Source organism: Achromobacter sp. RW408 (assembly GCF_003184165.1).
In the GTDB taxonomy this organism is placed as follows: domain Bacteria; phylum Pseudomonadota; class Gammaproteobacteria; order Burkholderiales; family Burkholderiaceae_B; genus Achromobacter; species Achromobacter xylosoxidans.
The window spans coordinates 1030905-1049811 of sequence record NZ_QHHO01000022.1 but is presented as its reverse complement, the minus strand read 5'-3'; the positions used below and the strand labels follow the sequence as shown (position 1 = coordinate 1049811).

Below are 18907 nucleotides of genomic sequence, written 5' to 3'. Positions count from 1 at the left end.
TGCGCGGGGGAGCAGGCGGCCTATCTGGACGCCGCGCTGATGCCCTGGGTCGCGCACTGGCAGGCCCTGGTGGACGGCGTGGACACCCTGGCGTTCCGCTTCTATCCGGCGGTCGCGGGGCTGCTGGTCGCGTTTCTTCACCTGGATCGGGACTACCTGCGGTCTTTCGAGGCAGGGGGGTAAGAAAGGTCTTAAATAAACCCGTCCCCTATTGATCGGCATCAACTCTCTATATAACCAAAAGCGATAAGTTAATGGCACAACGACATAATTCGCGGAGAAGTCTGTGCCTCACCCCCCACCCGAAGTCCCCCTTCCGGGCAAACGCGGTTTCCTGAAGAACCTGCTCGGCCTGAGCGCCGCGGCCACCATCATCCCCATCCGTGCCGAAGCCGGCACCGGCATCAACCAGCAACCTCCCCGTCGTCCCGGCATTCCCGGCAAGCGCTACGGCATGTTGGTCGACCTGCGCAAATGCATCGGCTGCCAGTCCTGTACGGTCAGCTGTTCGCTGGAAAACCTGCCGCCCGTCGGCCAGTTCCGCACCACCGTCCTGCAATACGAAGTCCAGCCCGACAACGGCAGCCCCTGCGCCATGGTGATGCTGCCGCGCCTGTGCAACCACTGCGACAACCCGCCCTGTGTGCCCGTCTGCCCGGTGCAGGCCACCTTCCAGCGCGAGGACGGCATCGTGCTGGTCGACAACGAGCGCTGCGTCGGCTGCGGCTATTGCGTGCAGGCCTGTCCGTACGACGCCCGTTTCATCAATCACGACACCCAGACCGCCGACAAGTGCACCTTCTGCGAGCACCGGCTCGAAGCCGGCCTGCTGCCGGCCTGTGTCGAAAGCTGCGTGGGCGGCGCGCGCATCATCGGCGACCTGAACGACCCCGACAGCGCGATCTCGCGGCTGATGGCCGAGCATCGCGCCGACATCAAGGTGCTCAAGCCCGAGATGAAGACCGATCCCCACGTCTATTACATCGGCCTGCCCGATGCCTTCGTGCACCACATCGACGGCCAGGCCGGCGTGCGCCTGGCCGGCGGCCATTGAGAAGGGGAGCCTCATGCAGATCACCGAATTGTTGACCCCGGTCTACGACGCCGCCTGGCTGCCCTGGGCGGTGCAGTATTTCTTTCTTATCGGCATCGCCGCCACCGCCGCGCTGACGGCCGCCGGCGCCGCCTTTGGCGAGGCGGGATCGCCGGCCCGCCGGTTGCTGCCGGCCGCCGTGACCGTGCTGCTGGTGTGCGCCATTGCCGCGCCGGTCTCGCTGCTGGCCGACCTGCACCAGCCGGGCCGCTTCTGGCACTTCTATACCCGGCTCACGCCGTGGTCGTGGATGTGGCTGGGGGCGCTGCTGCTGCCGGTCTTCACCGGGCTGGCCGTGCTGTTCTGCGCCGCCTGGTGGTGGGGGCGCATGGTCTGGGTGCGCCTGCTGGCGCTGGCGTTGGCGCTGTCGGCCGTGTCGATCCTGGTCTACACCGGGGCCGAGGTCATGGTGCTGCGCGCCCGTCCGCTGTGGCACACGCCGTTCCTGCCGCTGAACTTCGCGCTGACCGCCTGGCTGGGCGCGCTGGGGGCGATGTTCCTGGTGGGGCGCTGGCTGCCCGGCGGCATGGCGGCCTTGCCCGTCGAGCTGCTGCGCCGCCTCGGCGTGACGTCGGTGGTGATGATGGCCATCGGCGCGGGCGCCTGGATCCTGCTGGGACTGCTGGGCGTGGATGCCTCGTTCGACGCGGCGTTGCGGCTGTTCGGCGAGTTCCCCGTGTGGCGCGCCAGCCTGGCCGGCGCCGTGGCCACCGCGTTCTGCATGATCGCGCTGCTGCAGCGCGCGCCGCGCACCCTGGCGGCGCCGTTGCCGTCGGCCGCGCTGGCGCTGACCATGCTGGCGGCTGCGTGGATCTTCCGCTGGGTCGTGTTCATGAGCGTGCAGGGCGTGCCCAAGTACGGCGCCGGCCTGTACCTGTACGACATGCCCTGGGGCAGCGACGGTCTGCTCGGCATGATCGGCGTGCTGGGCCTGTGCGTCGCGCTGGTGGCCGCCGTGACCTATGCGCTGGAACTGTTCCCGGCCCGCACCCGCGGCCTGGCGGCCTGATGCCGCCGGCCCGACAAGAATTCGCATCGAGATGACCATGGACAAGCCTCACCAAGACGATATCCCCGCCCATGCCGACGGGCCCGATCAACCCGACAACGCCGCGCGCCGCAAGCTGATCGCGCGCGGCGGCGTGGTCGCCGGCGGCATGGCCGCCTTCGCGGCCGGCTACGGCGAGACCGTCGCCAAGGCCGTCAAGGGCCTGGCGCAGGGCACCGCCGGCGTGCCCACCGCGCATGCGGTGCGCGGCAATTCGCTGACGCCCGAATTCCGCATCGACCCGGTCACGGGCCTGCTGTCGACCCAGCCGGGCCAGACCGTCAGCCCCTCCAGCTGCCTGGGCTGCTGGACGCAGTGCGGCGTGCGGCTGCGCGTCGATACCAAGGCCAACCGCATCCTGCGGGTGGCCGGCAACCCGTATCACCCGCTGGCCACCACGCGCCCGGCCGCGATGGACGCGCCGGTGCGCGAGACCTACGCGCAACTGGGCGGCGACAACGGCCTGGAAGGCCGCGCCACGTCCTGTGCGCGCGGTTCGGCCATGCTGGAGCAGATGCACAGCCCGTACCGCGTGCTCCAGCCGCTCAAGCGCGTCGGCGGCCGCGGCGAAGGCAAGTGGCAGACGATTTCCTTCGAGCAGTTGGTGCAGGAGGTGTGCGAAGGCGGCGACCTGTTCGGCGAGGGCCACGTCGATGGCCTGCGCGCCATCTTCGACCGCGACACGCCGCTGGATCCGGCCAATCCGGAGTACGGCGCCAAGGTCAACCAGTTCCTGTTCACCGATGCCTCCAACGAAGGCCGCACGCCGCTCATCCAGCGCTTTGCCGGCCAGTCGTTCGGCACCGTCAATTTCAGCAACCATGGTTCCTATTGCGGGCAGAGCTTCCGCGTCGGCGCGGGCGCGGCGCTGGGCGACCTGAAGGGCATGCCGCACGGCAAGCCGGATTGGGACAACGCCCGCTTCGGCCTGTTCATCGGCGCGGCGCCGGCGCAGGCCGGCAACCCGTTCCAGCGCCAGGCGCGCCAGCTGGCCGAGGCCCGCACCCGGCCCGAGGAGGCCGGCTTCACCTATGTGGTGGTGTCGCCGATGCTGCCCGCGTCCTCCAGCCTGTCGGCCGGCTCGGGCAATGAATGGGTGCCGGTCAATCCGGCCAGCGACCTGGCGCTGGCGATGGGCCTGATCCGCTGGATCCTGGACCACGAGCGCTTCGACGCGCGCGCGCTGGCGCAGCCCGGCCCGGCGGCCATGAAGGCGGCGGGCGAGGCGGCATGGACCAACGCCACGCACCTGGTGATCGCCGAGCCCGGCCATCCGCGCCAGGGCAGTTTCCTGCGCGGCGCCGACCTGGGCTGGGCCAAGCCGGCCGATGCCGGTGAAAAGTGGGAAGACGTGTACGTGGTGCGCCTGGAGGACGGCACGCTGGCGCCGCATACCGGCGCCATGCCTGCCACGCTGTTCGTGGACGAGGCGGTGGCGGCGCCGGGCCTGGGGGTCGCGCCGGCCGCGCTGCGCGTGTGCAGCGCGCTGTCGCTGCTGCGCCAGGAGGCGCATCGCAAGTCGCTGGACGAATACGCCGCCCTGTGCGGCGTGCCGGCGGCCAAGATCGCCGAACTGGCCGAGCGCTTCACCAGCCACGGCAAGCGCGCGGTGGCGGATGCGCATGGCGGCACCATGAGCGGCGCGGGCTTCTACACCGCCTACGCCATCGCCATGCTCAACACGCTGGTGGGCAACCTCAACGTCGAGGGCGGCCTGGTGCTGGACGCCGGCCCGTTCCCGCCCTACGGCGCCGGGCCGCGCTACAACATCGCGGGCTTCGTCAACCGCGCCACGCCCAAGGGCGTGGCCCTGTCGCGCAACCGCTTTCCGTACGAGAAGTCGAGCGAGTTCAAGCGCAAGCAGGCCGCCGGCCAGCCGGTCTATCCGGCCGCCGCACCCTGGTATCCGGCCACGGGCGGCCTGAGCTCCGAGATGCTGGCGTCGGCGCTGGCGGGCTATCCGTATCGCGCCAAGGTCTGGTTCAACCACATGAGCAACCCGATCTACGGCATTGCCGGGTTCAGGAACGTGCTGCTGGACAAGCTGAAGGACCCGAAGATCCTGCCGCTGGCGGTGTCGATCAATCCGTTCATCAACGAGACCAACGCGCTGGCCGACTACATCGTTCCCGACACCGTCACCTACGAAAGCTGGGGCGTGTCGGCGCCGTGGGCCGACGTGGTGGCCAAGGCGTCGACGGTGCGCTGGCCGGCGGTCGAACCCCGCGTGGCGCGCACCGCCGACGGCGCCCCGGTGTGCCTGGAGTCGTTCCTGATCGCCTGCGCCAAGCGCATCGGCATGCCGGGCTTCGGCGCCAACGCCATCGCCGATGCGGACGGCAACCGCTATCCGCTGGACACGGCCGAGGATTTCTTCCTGCGCGGCATCGCCAACATCGCCTTCGGCGCCGGGCGGCCGGTGCCCGAGGCCAGCGACGACGATCTTGAGCTGACCGGCGTGGCGCGCTACCGCGATGCGCTGCAAGGCAAGCTCAAGCCCGAGGAGTGGCGCCGCGTGGCCATGGTGATGAGCCGCGGCGGACGTTTCGATCGCGTGCGCGACGCCTGGACCGATGCCGGCCAGACCCGCCAGGCCTGGGCCAAGCCCTTGCAGGTGTGGAGCGAGGAATTGGCCGGGTTCCGCCATGCCATGACGGGCGAGCGCTACAGCGGCTGCCCCACCTGGTATCCGGCGCGGCTGGCCGACGGACGCGACGTGCGCCAGCAGTATCCGCGGGCGGACTGGCCGTTCCTGTTGAGTTCGTTCAAGTCCAACCTGATGAGTTCGATGTCGATCGGCGTGGACCGGCTGCGCCAGGTGCATCCGCACAATCCGGTGTCGATCAATCGGCAGGACGGCGAGCGGCTGGGCCTGCGCAACGGCGATCGGGTGCGCATCGTCACGCCGGGCGGCGCGGTGACCGGCCTGGCGCTGCTGCGCGACGGCATCCAGCCGGGCGCGGTCGGCATCGAGCACGGCTATGGCCACACCGAACTGGGCGCGCGCGCCCACCTGGTCGATGGCAAGCCGATGCCGCACGATCCGGCGCTGGCGGCGGGCGTGAACCTGAACGACCTGGGCTTCGGCGACGCGACGCGCGGCGATCATGCCAACGTCTGGATCGACTGGGTCTCGGGCGCGGCGGTGCGGCAAGGGTTGCCGGCGCGCATCGAGCGGGCCTGAGGCCGCGCGGTGATGCCGGGACGACGCCGCCGCTGGCGGCGGCGAGCGGCCCCGGCGCGCTAGCGCAGCACGGTGTCGGCCACCAGTTCCAGCCCGCCGGCCGGCACGTCGGTTGCCACCGGCGTGCCGCCCAGGTCGCCGGGCTGCGGCATCGCCGTGCCCGAGCGGCTGACGCGGATCTCGACGCGCACGCGGCCGGCGCTGGACAGCAGCGCCTGCGGCGACATGGCATTGCTGTCGTCGAGCGTGAAGGCGCGCGGCAGATCGGCGGCGCGCAGCCGCAACACGGCCAGTGGCATGCGCGACCCCGAGGCGGGGCGCGCCAGGATGAAGACGGTGTCGGTCGCTTGCACCTGGGCCATCAAGGCGGGCGCGATGCGCGCCTGGCCGCTGACGCTGCCCGGGGCGGCGGCCAGGCTCGCGGGCGGCTTGACGGCGGACGTTTGAGGAGGCGAGGACTGCGCGGCTGCCATTGCCGCTGCCTGGGTTTGGGCTGGCATCTGGCCGGGCATCCGGCCTGGCGTCGCAGGCGGCGCGCCGCTTGCCGATGCGACCGCGCGCGCCTGCGCGATATTGGATTCGATCTGGCGCGCGGCTTCGGAGTCCGGCGGCAGCAGCGCCTGCAGGCGTTGCCAGTATTCCAGCGCCTGGGCGGCGTCGCCACGGCGCAGGGCCATCATGCCGGCCAGCGCCAGGGCCTTGGGCTGGTCCGGATTGGCGGCCAGCGCCTGCGCCACCGCCGCGATCGAGGCGGCGTCCGGCGCGCCCTGGTTGGCCGATAGCAGCGCGTCCGCCAGGTCGGCCAGCACCTGCGGCTGCGCCGGGACCAGCCGCAGCACTTCGCGATAGGCGGCGGCCGCGTCGCCGTAGCGGCCCAGCGTTTCGTAGGAGCGCGCCAGCGTGTACCAGCCGTCGGCGTCGTCGGGCGTGGCGCGCAGGCGCTGGGCCAGCGCGTTGATGGCCAGCGCCATGGTGTCGCCGTCGTCGCCGGCATGGGGTTCGGCGGTGACGGCCGTGGCGGCGCTGGCGGCGGCGCGCGGGTTGCCCAGGTGGTTGTAGAGCAGGGCCGCCGCCAGCGGCAGCGCCAGGCTCAGCAGGCAGGCGGCGGCGATGCCGGCGCGTTGGCCGCCGACCGCCGCGCGGCCGGGGTGGCGTTGGGCCAGGTCCTGCAGCAGGTCGCGTTGCAGTTCCTCGTCGGCGCGCATGGCCGCCTCGGCGCTCAGGGCGCCGTCGCGCTGGTCGCGCCGCAATTGTTCGCGCTGCGCCAGATAGAAGGCGCGCAGGCCGCTGTCGGCCGCGTCGTCGCGCGTCGGTGGCGGGCGCCGCAACAGCGGCGGCACCAGGCACAGCAGGGTGGCCAGCAGCAAGCCCAGCACGGCAAGCCAGAGCGGCGTCATGATCCGGTATCCAGGTAGCGGGCCGCGCGGGCGCGTTCATCGGCGGTCAGCGGCGCGCGGCTGCGGGGCCGTCGCGCCACGGTGCGCCACAGCACCGCGAAGCCCAGCGCCAGCAGCGCGAACGGGCCGAGCCACAGCAGCCAGGTGATCGGCTTGAAGGGCGGCTCGTAGCGCACGAAATCGCCGTAGCGGTCTTCGAAGAAACGCATGATCTGGGCGTCGCTGCGGCCTTCGGCCAGCTGGCTGCGGATCAGGTTGCGCATGTCGTGCGCCAGCGGCGCGTTGGATTCGGCCAGCGACTGGTTCTGGCACACCAGGCAGCGCAGGCCGTGCGCCAGTCGTTCGGCGCGTTGCTCCAGCGCGGGTGGCAGCGGGGGAAACGGCGACTGGGCCTGGACCGGCGCGGCCAGCCACGCCGCCAGCCACAGCGCCAGCAAGGGCGCGGCCAACCAGCGCAACGGGCGGCGGCCAGGGCGTCCCGCGGCCCGGCCGCCGGTCTTGCCGGGAGATCGAGGCGGGCGCCAGGCGCCAGCGCGAGGGGTTGGCCGCTGCCTCATTGCAGCGCCTCGATCATCGGTTGCAACCGCGTGCGCCAGATCTCCGGCGTGATCAGGCCCAGTTGCCGGTAGCGGATACGGCCGGCGCCATCGATGACGAAGGTCTCGGGCACGCCGTACACACCGTATTCGATGCCGACGCGGCCGTCGACGTCGCTGGCGGAGGCCTGGTACGGATTGCCATGGCGTGCCAGCCAGGCACGCGCGTCTTCCGGCTTGTCCTTGTAGTTCAGGCCGTACAGCGGCACGCCGTGGCGCTGCGCAACTTCCCGCAGCACCGGCAATTCCTCGCGGCACGGCGCGCACCACGAGGCCCACACGTTCAGCAGCCAGACCTTGCCGCGCATCGATTGCACCTCCAGCCGCTCGCCCGGCGCCTGCAGCAGCGGCAGGCCGATGGCGGGAGCGGGCTTGTCGATCATGGCCGAGGGCACGGCGCGCGGATCGCGCGACAGGCCCATGGCCAGGAAGACGGCCATGGCCAGGAAGACGGCGAGCGGCACCAGGTAGCGCAGCATGTCAGTAGCCCTCGCGCGAGGCGGCCGGCATGGCGCCGGCGCGGGGATGGGGCGCGCGCACCGTTTCCTGGCGGTAGCGCCTGTCGCCCGCCGCCAGCAGGCCGCCGAGCGCCATCAGCAGGCAGCCCGACCAGATCCACGCCATGAACGGCTTGACCTGGATGCGCACCGTCCAGGCCGTGGCGCCGGCCGGTTCGCCCAGCGCCACGAACAGGTCGCGGGAGAAACCGCTGTCGATCGCGGCCTGGCTCAGCGGCATGTCCTGCACCGTGTAGTGGCGCTTTTCCGGGTACAGCGTGGTCACGGGCTGGCCGTCGGCGCGGGTGACGCGGAACTCGGCGCGCTGCGCGCTGTAGTTGGGGCCGCTGGCGGGCGCCAGCGCGGTGAAGGTGAAGCGGTAGCCGCCAGCCTCCTGCTCGGCGCCCAGCTCCAGCCGCAGTTCCTGCTTGACCTCGTAGCCGTTGGCCAGGGTGGCGCCGGCGATGAAGACGCCGATGCCGGCGTGGGCCAGCAGCATGCCGTACCAGGCGCGCGGCTGGCGCGCCAGCCGCCGCGGCCAGTGGCCGTCGCCGTCGGTCAGGCGCTGCCAGGCGTGCGCCGCCGCGCTGGCGACCGACCAGGCCGCCAGCCACAGGCCCAGGACCACCAGCGGCGAGCCCAGCCGCGCCGGGCCGGGCATGGCCAGCGGCAGCAGCACCGCCGTGGCCACGCTGACCGCGAACGCGATGCCCAGGCGCCGGCCCAGCTCGGGCACCTTGGCCTGCTTCCAGCGCGCCACCGGGCCGACGCCCATCAGGAAGATGGCCGGCGTCATCAGCGGCACGAACACGGCCTCGAAGTAGGGCGGGCCGATCGAGATCTTGCCCCAGTCCAGCACGTCCAGCACCACTGGATACAGCGTGCCCAGCAGCACCGAGGCGGCCGCCACGGTCAGCACCACGTTGTTGGCCAGCAGCAGCGATTCGCGCGACAGCAGGGCGAAACCGCCGCCCAGGCCGACCTTGGGCGCGCGCCAGGCGTACAGCGCGAGCGAGCCGCCGACCACCAGGGTCATGAAACCCAGGATGTACAGGCCGCGGCCCGGATCGACCGCGAAGGCGTGCACCGAGGTCAGCACGCCGGAGCGCACCAGGAAGGTACCCAGCAGGCTGAGCGAGAACGCGCAGATGGCCAGCAGCACCGTCCAGCTGCGGAAGGCGCCGCGCCGCTCGGTGACGATGAGCGAATGGATCAGCGCGGTGCCCGCCAGCCACGGCATGAAGGAGGCGTTCTCGACCGGGTCCCAGAACCACCAGCCGCCCCAGCCCAGCACGTAGTAGGCCCAGGCGCTGCCGAGCAGGATGCCGATGGTCAGGAAGGTCCAGGCCGCCAGCGTCCACGGCCGCACCCAGCGCGCCCACAGGGCGTCCAGCTCGCCCGACAGCAGCGCCGCGATGGCGAAGGCGAACGCCACCGAGAAGCCGACATAGCCCATGTACAGCATGGGCGGGTGCACGATCATGCCCGGGTCCTGCAGCAGCGGGTTGAGATCACGGCCGGCCATGGCCGGCGGCATCAGGCGTTCGAAGGGATTGGACAGGAACAGCAGGAACAGCAGGAAGCCGGCGCTGATCCAGCCCATCACCGCCAGCACCCGGGCGACGAAGGCCGGCGGCAGGCGCGCGCTGCGCAGCGCCACCGCCAGGGTCCAGGCGCTGAGCAGGTACAGCCACAGCAGCAGCGAGCCTTCGTGGCCGCCCCAGACAGCAGCGAAGCGGTAGGCGGCGGGCAGGTCGGCGTGCGAGTTGGCCGCCACGTACAGCACCGAATAGTCGTTTTGCAGGAACGACCAGGCCAGGCAGCCCATGGCCACGGTGGCCAGGCCGAACTGCGCCACGGCCGCCGGCCGCGCCACCGCCATGCCCGGCCGCCAGGCCGTGGCGGCGCCGACCAGCGGCAGCGTGCCTTGCACCAGCGCCGCCAGCAGCGCCAGGATCAGGCTGAAAAGGCCGATCTCCGGGATCATCGCGCGTCCGCCCGCGCCGTGTTGCTGGTGGCGCCAGCGGCGGCCCGCTTGAGCGCGTCGGCGGCCTCGGGCGGCATGTAGTTCTCGTCGTGTTTGGCCAGCACCTCCGATGCATGGAGCACGCCGTCGGCGTCGAGCTTGCCGGCGGCCACCACGCCCTTGCCCTCGCGGAACAGGTCGGGCAGCAGGCCCTGGTAGGTGACGGGAACCGCGTGCGCGGTGTCGGTGACGATGAAGCGCAGCCGCAGGCCATCGCGTTGAACCGAGCCTTCCTGCACCAGTCCGCCGACGCGGAAACTGCCGCTGGCGGGCGCCTCGCGCGCCGCCACCTGGGTTGGCGTGAAGAAGAACACCAGGTTCGATTGCAGCGCATTGAGCACCAGCGCGACGGCCGCGGCCAGCAGGCCCAGGCCGCCCAGCAGCGCCAGCACGCGGCGCCGGCGCGGGCTCATCGGCCGTCCCCGGCGCGCAGGCGGGCGGCGCGGCGGCGCGCCCGCGCCCGGCGCCACAGCGTGCCGGCTTCCCAGGCAATCAGGGCGAGTGTGACGCCGTAGGCGCCCAGCAGGTAGGGGCCATGGCCCTGCAACGAGAACAGCGCGTCCCAGCTCATCGGCGCTCCCGGGGCGGTTCGGCCGAGGCCGGCTCGCGTTCGGCGATGATGCCGCGCACCCGCGCCAGCGACGCGGCCGCGCTGTACAGCCAGAACGCCGCCACCATCAGCAGCATGGCCGCCAGCATGACGCGGGCCATGCTGGGGGCGGTGGTCAGGTTGATCGAGGCGCCCTGGTGCAGCGTGCTCCACCAGCGCACCGAGAAATAGATGATGGGCACGTTGACCACGCCGGCCAGCAGCAGGATGGCGCCGCCGCGGTCGCCGCGGCGCGGATCGTCGCTGGCCGCCTGCAGCGCCATGAAGCCCAGGTACAGGAACAGCAGGATCAGTTCCGAGGTCAGGCGCGCGTCCCACACCCACCAGGCGCCCCAGGTCGGCTTGCCCCACAGCGCGCCGGTCCACAGCGTCAGGAACGTGAACAGGGCACCGGTGGGCGCCAGCGCCCGCATCATCATGAACGACAGCCGCGTCTGCAGGATCAGGCCGAGCGCGGCGTACAGCGCCATCACCAGGTACAGGAACATCGACATCCAGGCCGCCGCCACGTGGATGAAGAGGATGCGGTAGACCTCGCCCTGCTGGCTGTCGACCGGGGCCTTGACCAGGCCCACGTAGAGGCCGGCGGCGGCGAACAGCGCCGCGGCCAGCCCCAGCCACGGGATCAGCCTGCCGGCCAGAGGATAGAAGCGCTGCGGCGCGGCGTAGCGCAGCCAGCCGGGACGCGCGGGCGGGGTCGGCAGCAGGGTGAGATGCGGGGGCGAATGCATGATGGCCGGTCCTCAGTCCAACGCCACGCGCAGCGCGGCCGAGGCGCTCCACGGGCACAGCAGCAGCGCCAGGCACAGGCCGGCGCCCAGCAACGACAATTGCGGACCGGCGCCCAGGCCGGCGTGGACGGCCGCCACCGCGCCGCTGCCGAAAATCAGCACCGGCACGTACAGCGGCAGCACCAGCAGCGGCAGCAGCGCGCCGCCGCGCAGGCCCAGCGTCAGCGCCGCGCCCAGCCCGCCGACCAGCGCCAGCGTCGGCGTGCCCAGCAGCAGCGACAACGCCAGCACGCCGATGGCGCCCGGCGTCAGGCCGAACTGCAGCGCCAGCACCGGGCTGGCCAGGATCAGCGGCAGGCAGCTGCTGAACCAGTGCGCGGCCAGCTTGGTGGCCACCAGCACGGGCAGGGGGTGCGGCGACACCAGCAGCTGCTCCAGCGCGCCGTTGTCGTAGTCCTGGGCGAAGGGGCGTTGCAGCGTCAGCAGGATGCCGAGCAGGGCGCAGACCCACAGCACGCCCGGGCCGATGGCCGCCAGCAGCGCCGGGTCGGGGCCGATGGCCAGCGGGAACAGCGAACCCGCCACCACGAAGAACAGCGTCGCGCCCAGCGTTTCCGCCGGCCGCCTCCAGGCCAGCCGCAGTTCACGGCGCGCCAACTGCCACAGCGTTGCCAGCATCGGCGTAGTCGTCCATGTCCAGGGTTTGCGTGTCGGCCAAGGCCAGGTCCGGGGGGCGGTGCGAGGCCACCACGGCCAGGCCGCCGCCGGCCAGGTGCGCGGCCAGCGCCTGGTCCAGCAGCGCGAGGCTGGCGGCGTCCAGCCCCGCGTCGGGCTCGTCCAGCAGCCACAGCGGCTTGCGCGCCAGCACCGTGGCGGCCAGCGCCAGCCGTCGGCCCTGGCCTTGCGACAGGCGCGCCGCCGGCTGGTCGGCGCAGGCCTGCAGGCGCCAGGCGCGCAGCGCCGGGCCGGCGTCGACCGCGGGCGCGCCGGCGATCGCCAGCGCATAGCGCAGGTTGTCGGCCGCGCTCAGTTCGCCGCACAGCCCGTTGCCGTGCGACAGGAACGCCATCTGCGCATAGTAGGCGGCCGGATCGCGGCGGATGTCGCGGCCGCGCCATTGCACGCCGCCCGCCAGCGGCCGCAGCAGGCCGGCCAGCATGCGCAACAGGCTGGTCTTGCCGCTGCCGTTGGCGCCGCGCACCCGCAGCAGCTGGCCGGGAGCCAGCGCCAGGTCGATGGGGGCCGCCGCGCCGCGCCGGCCGACCAGGCCGAACGCGCGCAGGCCGGCGTCCGCCGCGGCGTTGGCGCTGTCCGTCCCGGCGCCGGCCAGGGCGGCGAAGGGTGGATCAGCGGGCCGCATGCGGGCTTTCCGTTCCGTTCAGGCCGGGCACCGACGACAGTTCGCCGGGCGGAATGTTGGGCAACTTGTGGGCGATGCCCTTGTGGCAGTCGATGCAGGTCTTGCTCTTGTCGGCCAGGTAGGTCGAATGCATGTTCTGGGCGCGCACGCTCTGGCGCGTGAAATCCATGTAGTCGTAGTTGTGGCAGTTGCGGCATTCCAGCGAATCGTTGGCCTTGAAGCGGGCCCATTCGTGCCTGGCCAGCTCCAGCCGCTTGTCGACGAATTTCTCGCGCGTGTCGATGGTGCCGAAGATCTTGCCCCAGACCTCCTTGGACGCTTGCATCTTGCGGGCGATCTTGTCGGTCCAGTTGTGCGGCACGTGGCAGTCGGAACACAGGGCGCGCACGCCCGAGCGGTTGGTGAAGTGGATGGTGCCCTTGAGTTCGGCGTAGACGTTGTCGCGCATCTCGTGGCAGCCGGTGCAGAACTTCTCGGTGTTGGTGAATTCCATGGCGGTGTTGAAGGCGCCCCAGAACAGGATGCCGCCGATGAAGCCGCCCACCGTCAGGAAACCCAGGCTGAAGTGCACGCTGGGCCGGCGGATGATGTTCCAGTAGCGCTTGATGAGTTTGACCATGGCGGTTCCCCGTGCCTTACTTCTTGTCGGACGCCGGGGCGGTCAGGCGCTTGAGGATCACGTCGATGTCCTGGTAGGTGTTGGACACCAGCGGTTTGGCCTCGGCCTGCGGCACGTGGCACTGCACGCAGAAGTAGCGCCGCGGCGACACCTCGGCCAGCACGTTGCTGTCGCGATCCATGTAGTGGGTCACGCTCAGCGGCGGCGCCTGGGTCTCCTCGGTGTTGACGCGGGCGTGGCAGGCCAGGCAGCGGTTGAAGTTCTTGTCGATCTGGTAGCCGTCGATGCTGTGCGGGATGGTGGGCGGTTGCATCGAATAGGTGCGCATCCGCTTGATGTCCTTGTTCTCGATCGGGCTGATCAGCGGCGGGTCGGTCTCGTCGGCGATGGGCGTGGGGCCGCGCATCGGGTCCTGTACCTCGAACGGCGGCGCGGCCCAGGCCGCGATGCTACAGGCTGCGCACAATACGAAAGCGAGGGCGCGTCGATTCATGGCTGTCTCCGGTGCGTCAGACCTTGACGATCTTGACCGCGCACTTCTTGAAGTCGGTCTGGAACGAGATCGGGTCGGTGGCGTCCAGCGTGACCTTGTTGATCAGCTGGCCGGCATCGAACCACGGCACGAACACCAGGCCGCGCGGCGGCTTGTCGCGCCCGCGCGTTTCCAGCCGGGTGCGCATCTTGCCGCGCCGCGAGATGATCTCGACCTCGACCCCGCGCCGCAGGCCCATGGCCTGCGCGTCGTCCGGGTGCATGAAACAGACCGCGTTGGGAAAGGCCCGGTACAGCTCGGGCACCCGCCGCGTCATCGAGCCGGAGTGCCAGTGTTCCAGCACCCGTCCGGTCGACAGCCAGAACGGATATTCCTTGTCCGGCGATTCGGGGGGCGGCTCGTAGGGCAGGGCATAGATGATGGCGCGGCCGTCCGGGTTGCCGTAGAACTCGAAGCCGGCGCCCGGCTTGACGTACGGATCGCTGCCCTCGCGGTAGCGCCACAGCGTTTCCTTGCCCTTGACCACCGGCCAGCGCAATCCGCGCACCTCGTGGTAGGTGTCGAAGGGCGCCAGGTCGTGGCCGTGGCCGCGGCCGAATTCGGCATATTCCTCGAACAGCCCCTTCTGCGCATAGAAGCCGAAGGCATCGGCCTCCTGGTTGGCGTAGTCCTTGTCGCGCTCGGTGTTGGGATAGCGGTTGACCTTGCCGTTGGCGAACAGCACGTCGAACAGGGTCTTGTCGCGGTATTCGGGTTTCTTGGCCAGCAGGTCGGCCGGCCAGACTTCCTCGACCTTGAAGCGCTTGGAAAACTCCATCAGCTGCCACAGGTCGGAACGCGCCTGGCCCGGCGCGTTGACCAACTGGTGCCAGAACTGCGTGCGGCGCTCGGCGTTGCCGTAGGCGCCTTCCTTCTCCACCCACATGGCGGCCGGCAGGATCAGGTCGGCCGAGATGGTGGTGACGGTCGGGTAGGCGTCGGACACGACAATGAAGTTGTCCGGATTGCGGTAGCCCGGCAGCCCCTCGTTCATCAGGTTGGCGGCCGCCTGCATGTTGTTGTTGACCATCACCCAGTAGGCGTTGATCTTGCCGTCTTTCAGCATGCGGTTCTGCAGCACCGCGTGCGCCCCGACCTTCTCCGGGATGGTGCCGGCCGGCAACTGCCAGATTTCCTCGGCGTGGGCGCGGTGCTTGGGATTGGTCACCACCAGGTCGGCCGGCAGCCGATGCGAGAACGTGCCAACCTCGCGCGCCGTGCCACAGGCCGAGGGCTGGCCGGTCAGCGAGAACGGGCTGTTGCCCGGCGTCGAGATCTTGCCGGTCAGCAGGTGGATGTTGTAGACCATGTTGTTGGCCCACACCCCGCGCGTGTGCTGGTTAAAGCCCATGGTCCAGAACGACGTCACCCGCAGCTTGGGGTCGGCGTACATTTCGGCCAGGTCCTGCAGCGACTTCTTCGGCACGCCCGTCAGCTTGGCGGTGTAGTCCAGGTCGTAGCGCGACACGAACTTGGCGAACTCGTCGAACGTCATCGGCTTGGAGCCGCCCGCGTCGTTGGCGTTCTTGGCCGCCTTCTGCAGCGGATGGTCGGGCCGCAGCCCGTAGCCGATATCGGTATTGCCCTCGCGGAACACCGTGTGCTTGTCGACGAACTCGCGGTTCACGCGCTTGGTCTGGATGATGTGGTTGGCGATGTAGTTCAGGATCGCCAGGTCGGTCTGCGGCGTGAAGGTCAGCGTCAGGTCGGCCAGCTCGTAGGAGCGGTGCTCGAAGGTCGACAGCACCGCCACCTTGGTCTTGGGCGCCGACAGCCGCCGGTCGGTGACGCGGGTCCACAGGATCGGATGCATCTCCGCCATGTTCGAGCCCCACAGGACGAACACGTCGGCGTTCTCGATATCGTCATAACAGCCCATCGGCTCGTCGGCGCCGAAGGTCCGCATGAACCCCACCGCCGCCGACGCCATGCAGTGGCGCGCGTTCGGGTCCAGGTTGTTGGAGCGGAACCCCGCCTTCATCAGCTTGAGCGCGGCATAGCCTTCCCACACCGTCCACTGGCCCGAGCCGAACATGCCGACGCCCTCCGGCCCCTTGTCCTTGAGCACGCGCTTGAACTGCTCGGCCATCACGTCGAAGGCCTGGTCCCACGACACCGGCGCGAACTCGCCATCCTTGGCGTACTTGCCGTCCTTCATGCGCAGCAGCGGCTGCGTCAGCCGGTCGTTGCCGTACATGATCTTGGACAGGAAATAGCCCTTGACGCAGTTCAGCCCCTTGTTGACCTCGGCATTGAAGTCGCCATGCGTGGCCACCACCTGGTTGTCCTTGACCGCGACGTTCACGCCGCAACCGGTCCCGCAGAACCTACAGGGCGCCTTGGACCACTTGAGCTTGGCCGCCTCCGACTCGGTCACGATGTTCTGCGTGTAGCCCACCACCGGAATCCCCGCCACCGTGGCGGCCGCGGCGGCGGCGGACTGCTTGATGAAATCCCTACGGGCCATTGCCATCGTCGATCTCCTCGTTCATCGCGGCCAGCGTGTCGGCGTGCTGGTACACCAGCGCCGACGCCAGCACGCCATCCAGTCGCTGGATCTGCGAGATCCGCGCCATCATGTCGTCAGTGGAGGGGGCTTCCAGCGTCACCACCAGCTTGCCCGTCTCGGACGCGCCATGGATCTCGGCGCCCGCGATCGCGAGCACCGCAAGGCGCACCTCGTCCAGCCGCCGCGGCGTGGCATGCACGACCAGGCTGGCGATATGCAATTCGGGGGAAGCCGGCGCGGCGGCCGGGGAAGGATGCGCGGACATGGGGTCGGTTCCGTCGGTACGCATCAGCTGCCCGGCGGACCGGCAAACAACTGATAGAACCAAACCATGAAACCGTAGCCCGCGACGATGATCACCGTAAGAACGGGGGCCATGACCGCCGTCAGGAACAGAAAACTTCGCAGTTCCTGCGGCTTAGTGTAGCCATCAGACTCGTTTGACACACACCACCTCACCAGACAGTCGGGGTATTGCGTTTAACGTGCGGATGTCGAAGTTTTTAGCAGATGCGTTTCAGACGCGTCAATGTTGCACCACAGCGCAATAATTCGCGGTGGCATTATGTGCTGATATATATAACGAGAGGAACAGCGCACTCCCCACTCATCCCCACTCAATAAGCGACTGAACGCGAACCCAGCCCCCGGGACCCGCGACCGCGAACGGATCGCGTATGTCCATGCAGGCCGCGCAGGGCGGCCCAAGCAAGATGTCCATGGCCAGCAATCAAATACAGGCCGTATCAATCAACCGCTAACCAATCGCCCCATAGATCCGCCGCGCCTCGGCGGCATCCGCCACCGGCCGCCCCAAAGCAATCGCCCCTTCCACCGCCTGCCGCACCAACTCGCCATTTCCCGAAGCCACCGAACCATCCCGCAGCTTCAGATTATTCTCGAACCCCACTCGCATATGCCCCCCGAACGCCGCTGCCGTCGTCACGCAGGCATTCTCCTGCGCCCCGAACGCGCACACCGCCCACGGCAGCGAATGATCGTAGGCCGCCAGGAACGGCAGCAGGTCATAGGCCGACGACGTCTGTCCCACGCTGTAGCGCCCCAGCACGAACAGCACCGACCACGCGCCCGGCGGCACCAGCCCCCGCGCGCGCAGCGACAGCCAGCGCCGCACATCGCCCTCGTCGTACAGAATGATCTGCGTCATGATGCGCCGCTCTGCCACCCAGGCCAGGAACGCCGCCAGCTCGTCTTCCGGAATCTCCGGCACGGCGATCTCGCGCAGGCCGATCGACACCGCTTCCGGCTGCAGCTCGCGCACCAGGGCCATCTGCTCGGCCGCCTTGTACACGCCGGCCGCCTCGCTCGTCACCTGCACCAGCAGCTCGTCGCCGACCGCGCGGCGCACCGCCGCCAGCGCATCGCGGTAGGCCTGCGCGTCCAGCAGATGGCTGCCGTCCGGCTTGCGCACGTGCATGTGCATCATTGCCGCGCCCGCGTCCAGGCAGGCGCGGGCTTCCTGGGCCAGGGCCTCGGCCGTCAGCGGCACCGCCGGATGGTCGGCGGCCTTCTTGTAGGCGCCGTTGGGCGCCACCGTCACGATGACGGGCGACTCGGCCAGGGCGGGGCGGGGGAACTGGACGGCGCTCACGGCTGGATCTCCGGCAGTTCCGGCGCGATCAGGTCCAGGCCCGCGCGCAGCAGCCGGTCATAGCGCGCGCGCTCGGCGGCGATGGTCTCCGGCGTCCAGGCATAGAAACCTTCGCCCGCCTTCATGCCGTGGCGGCCGTCGGCGGCGCGCTCGGTCAGGCAGCGCGCCGGATGGTCGTCATTGCAGAACGTCGGGTACATGGTCGCGCCCGCCGCCGCGTGCACGTCGATGCCGGCGTGGTCGCGCTGCATCACCGGCCCGGCCGCCAGGAAGCGGAAACCGAAACCGAAGCGCACCGCCGCGTCCACGTCCTCGGGCGAGGCGATGCCGCGGTCGATCAGGTTGAAGGCCTCGCGCGACAGCGCGTGCTGCAGGCGGTTGGCCAGGAAACCCGGCAGGTCCTGCCGCACCTTCACCGGCACGCTGCCGCAGCGGCGCATGAAGGCGATCAGCGCGTCGGCGCGGGCCTCGTCGCTGGTCTCGGCCATCACCACCTCGACCAGCGGCACCAGGTGCGCCGGCATGAAGAAGTGCAGGCCCAGCATGCGCTCGCGCGTGGCCAGCCCCTGGCCGATGGCGCTGATCGGGAAACTGGAACTGTTGCTCGCCAGGATGGCGTCGGGCCGCGCGCGGCGCACCAGCTCGGCGAACAGCGCCTGCTTGATGTCCAGCCGTTCCGGCACGCATTCGATCACCAGATCGACGCTGGCCCAGTCCACCTGGTCCAGGCTGGCGGCCGTGGCCAGTTGCGCCACCTGGGCCTCGCGGCCGATGGTCTTGAGATTGTCGGCCACCCGCGCCGGCAATGCGGCCGCGCGCGCCGCGTCCGGCTCGATCACCGTCGTGCGGCAGGCGGCGCGCGTCAGCACCACCGCCACGTCGGCGCCCATGGTGCCGCCGCCCACCACCACCGCATGCGCCGCGCCCGGATTGGGCAGGGCCTTCGCGTCCGTCTGCATGGTTTGCTCCTTGTTCTGAACCCGCTGTTGCATCTCTCGTCTGTGCCCGCGCTTGTGTCGGCGCGCATGACTGTATTGGGCGCCGAGTGTAGAGAAGCTTGTTTGATTGATGAATCAGATTTTTTGGATAGAAT

General features: G+C 70.1%; 19 protein-coding genes and 1 pseudogene. 4 read left to right on the top strand and 16 right to left on the bottom strand.

What is annotated here, in order from left to right; all coding sequences use genetic code 11:
- The 4 genes and pseudogenes from DK459_RS30940 to DK459_RS07200 all read left to right on the top strand — a co-directional run.
- Positions 1-183 (top strand): annotated as a pseudogene (locus tag DK459_RS30940) (molecular chaperone TorD); the annotation flags it as partial.
- Positions 184-286: 103 nt separating this feature from the next.
- The gene (gene dsrO / locus DK459_RS07210; protein WP_006384797.1) at positions 287-1054 is read left to right on the top strand and encodes a sulfate reduction electron transfer complex DsrMKJOP subunit DsrO; all 768 of its coding nucleotides are present in this window, start codon (positions 287-289) and stop codon (positions 1052-1054) included.
- A gap of 13 nt (positions 1055-1067) precedes the next feature.
- Positions 1068-2102 (top strand): NrfD/PsrC family molybdoenzyme membrane anchor subunit, encoded by a 1035-nt coding sequence (gene nrfD / locus DK459_RS07205; RefSeq protein WP_024068518.1) that lies wholly within the window; start codon positions 1068-1070, stop codon positions 2100-2102.
- Positions 2103-2139: 37 nt separating this feature from the next.
- On the top strand, positions 2140-5325 hold the full coding sequence (locus DK459_RS07200) for a tetrathionate reductase subunit A (RefSeq protein WP_110134582.1): 3186 nt from the start codon (positions 2140-2142) through the stop codon (positions 5323-5325).
- Between the two features lie 59 nt (positions 5326-5384).
- On the opposite strand, the gene ccmI is transcribed toward DK459_RS07200, so the two are convergent.
- From ccmI to DK459_RS07120, 16 genes are all read right to left on the bottom strand, one after another.
- On the bottom strand, positions 5385-6722 hold the full coding sequence (gene ccmI, locus DK459_RS07195) for a c-type cytochrome biogenesis protein CcmI (protein WP_110134581.1): 1338 nt from the start codon (positions 6720-6722) through the stop codon (positions 5385-5387).
- Positions 6719-7180, bottom strand: coding sequence for a cytochrome c-type biogenesis protein (locus tag DK459_RS07190; RefSeq protein ID WP_162270069.1), 462 nt, complete (start codon positions 7178-7180; stop codon positions 6719-6721). Before DK459_RS07190 ends, ccmI begins: the two co-directional genes overlap by 4 nt.
- A 95-nt stretch (positions 7181-7275) precedes the next feature.
- Positions 7276-7797: a DsbE family thiol:disulfide interchange protein gene (locus DK459_RS07185; RefSeq protein ID WP_024068522.1), complete on the bottom strand. Its 522-nt coding sequence runs from the start codon at positions 7795-7797 to the stop codon at positions 7276-7278.
- Between the two features lies 1 nt (position 7798).
- On the bottom strand, positions 7799-9802 hold the full coding sequence (locus DK459_RS07180; RefSeq protein WP_024068523.1) for a heme lyase CcmF/NrfE family subunit: 2004 nt from the start codon (positions 9800-9802) through the stop codon (positions 7799-7801).
- Entirely contained in the window at positions 9799-10254 is a 456-nt protein-coding gene (gene ccmE, locus DK459_RS07175; protein WP_024068524.1) for a cytochrome c maturation protein CcmE, read from the bottom strand. Before ccmE ends, DK459_RS07180 begins: the two co-directional genes overlap by 4 nt.
- Positions 10251-10412, bottom strand: coding sequence for a heme exporter protein CcmD (ccmD, locus tag DK459_RS07170; RefSeq protein WP_020927183.1), 162 nt, complete (start codon positions 10410-10412; stop codon positions 10251-10253). Before ccmD ends, ccmE begins: the two co-directional genes overlap by 4 nt.
- Positions 10409-11182, bottom strand: coding sequence for a heme ABC transporter permease CcmC (gene ccmC, locus DK459_RS07165; RefSeq protein WP_024068525.1), 774 nt, complete (start codon positions 11180-11182; stop codon positions 10409-10411). The genes ccmD and ccmC overlap by 4 nt, the downstream gene beginning before the upstream one ends.
- A 12-nt stretch (positions 11183-11194) precedes the next feature.
- A complete protein-coding gene (gene ccmB / locus DK459_RS07160; RefSeq protein ID WP_006394227.1) occupies positions 11195-11860 on the bottom strand; it encodes a heme exporter protein CcmB in 666 nt (221 codons plus the stop codon).
- Positions 11826-12542 carry a heme ABC exporter ATP-binding protein CcmA gene (gene ccmA / locus DK459_RS07155; RefSeq protein ID WP_020927184.1) on the bottom strand — a complete coding sequence of 239 codons (717 nt, stop codon included), beginning with the start codon at positions 12540-12542 and terminating at the stop codon, positions 11826-11828. Before ccmA ends, ccmB begins: the two co-directional genes overlap by 35 nt.
- Positions 12529-13161: a cytochrome c3 family protein gene (locus DK459_RS07150; RefSeq protein ID WP_006384989.1), complete on the bottom strand. Its 633-nt coding sequence runs from the start codon at positions 13159-13161 to the stop codon at positions 12529-12531. Before DK459_RS07150 ends, ccmA begins: the two co-directional genes overlap by 14 nt.
- Positions 13162-13177: 16 nt before the next feature.
- A complete protein-coding gene (locus tag DK459_RS07145; protein WP_006384990.1) occupies positions 13178-13654 on the bottom strand; it encodes a nitrate reductase cytochrome c-type subunit in 477 nt (158 codons plus the stop codon).
- Between the two features lie 16 nt (positions 13655-13670).
- A complete protein-coding gene (gene napA, locus DK459_RS07140) occupies positions 13671-16166 on the bottom strand; it encodes a periplasmic nitrate reductase subunit alpha (protein ID WP_024068527.1) in 2496 nt (831 codons plus the stop codon).
- Complete coding sequence (locus DK459_RS07135) at positions 16150-16467, bottom strand: chaperone NapD (RefSeq protein ID WP_006384992.1); 318 nt, start codon at positions 16465-16467, stop codon at positions 16150-16152. The genes napA and DK459_RS07135 overlap by 17 nt, the downstream gene beginning before the upstream one ends.
- Before the next feature lie 23 nt (positions 16468-16490).
- Positions 16491-16649 carry a periplasmic nitrate reductase, NapE protein gene (napE, locus tag DK459_RS07130; RefSeq protein ID WP_006384993.1) on the bottom strand — a complete coding sequence of 53 codons (159 nt, stop codon included), beginning with the start codon at positions 16647-16649 and terminating at the stop codon, positions 16491-16493.
- Positions 16650-16959: 310 nt separating this feature from the next.
- A complete protein-coding gene (locus DK459_RS07125; RefSeq protein ID WP_006384994.1) occupies positions 16960-17814 on the bottom strand; it encodes a 3-keto-5-aminohexanoate cleavage protein in 855 nt (284 codons plus the stop codon).
- Positions 17811-18773 (bottom strand): 3-hydroxyacyl-CoA dehydrogenase family protein, encoded by a 963-nt coding sequence (locus tag DK459_RS07120; RefSeq protein WP_006384995.1) that lies wholly within the window; start codon positions 18771-18773, stop codon positions 17811-17813. Before DK459_RS07120 ends, DK459_RS07125 begins: the two co-directional genes overlap by 4 nt.
- Positions 18774-18907: the final 134 nt, after the last annotated feature.

Coding starts and splice junctions, on each gene's coding strand:
- ccmC (WP_024068525.1), bottom strand. CDS start 11,182: ATGCATTCGCCCCCGCATCTCACCCTGCTGCCGACCCCGCCCGCGCGT.
- ccmE (WP_024068524.1), bottom strand. CDS start 10,254: ATGAGCCCGCGCCGGCGCCGCGTGCTGGCGCTGCTGGGCGGCCTGGGC.
- ccmI (WP_110134581.1), bottom strand. CDS start 6,722: ATGACGCCGCTCTGGCTTGCCGTGCTGGGCTTGCTGCTGGCCACCCTG.
- napA (WP_024068527.1), bottom strand. CDS start 16,166: ATGGCAATGGCCCGTAGGGATTTCATCAAGCAGTCCGCCGCCGCCGCG.
- ccmA (WP_020927184.1), bottom strand. CDS start 12,542: ATGCGGCCCGCTGATCCACCCTTCGCCGCCCTGGCCGGCGCCGGGACG.
- DK459_RS07120 (WP_006384995.1), bottom strand. CDS start 18,773: ATGCAGACGGACGCGAAGGCCCTGCCCAATCCGGGCGCGGCGCATGCG.
- ccmB (WP_006394227.1), bottom strand. CDS start 11,860: ATGCTGGCAACGCTGTGGCAGTTGGCGCGCCGTGAACTGCGGCTGGCC.
- nrfD (WP_024068518.1), top strand. CDS start 1,068: ATGCAGATCACCGAATTGTTGACCCCGGTCTACGACGCCGCCTGGCTG.
- DK459_RS07185 (WP_024068522.1), bottom strand. CDS start 7,797: ATGCTGCGCTACCTGGTGCCGCTCGCCGTCTTCCTGGCCATGGCCGTC.
- DK459_RS07135 (WP_006384992.1), bottom strand. CDS start 16,467: ATGTCCGCGCATCCTTCCCCGGCCGCCGCGCCGGCTTCCCCCGAATTG.
- DK459_RS07200 (WP_110134582.1), top strand. CDS start 2,140: ATGGACAAGCCTCACCAAGACGATATCCCCGCCCATGCCGACGGGCCC.
- ccmD (WP_020927183.1), bottom strand. CDS start 10,412: ATGAGCTGGGACGCGCTGTTCTCGTTGCAGGGCCATGGCCCCTACCTG.
- DK459_RS07145 (WP_006384990.1), bottom strand. CDS start 13,654: ATGAATCGACGCGCCCTCGCTTTCGTATTGTGCGCAGCCTGTAGCATC.
- DK459_RS07150 (WP_006384989.1), bottom strand. CDS start 13,161: ATGGTCAAACTCATCAAGCGCTACTGGAACATCATCCGCCGGCCCAGC.
- DK459_RS07180 (WP_024068523.1), bottom strand. CDS start 9,802: ATGATCCCGGAGATCGGCCTTTTCAGCCTGATCCTGGCGCTGCTGGCG.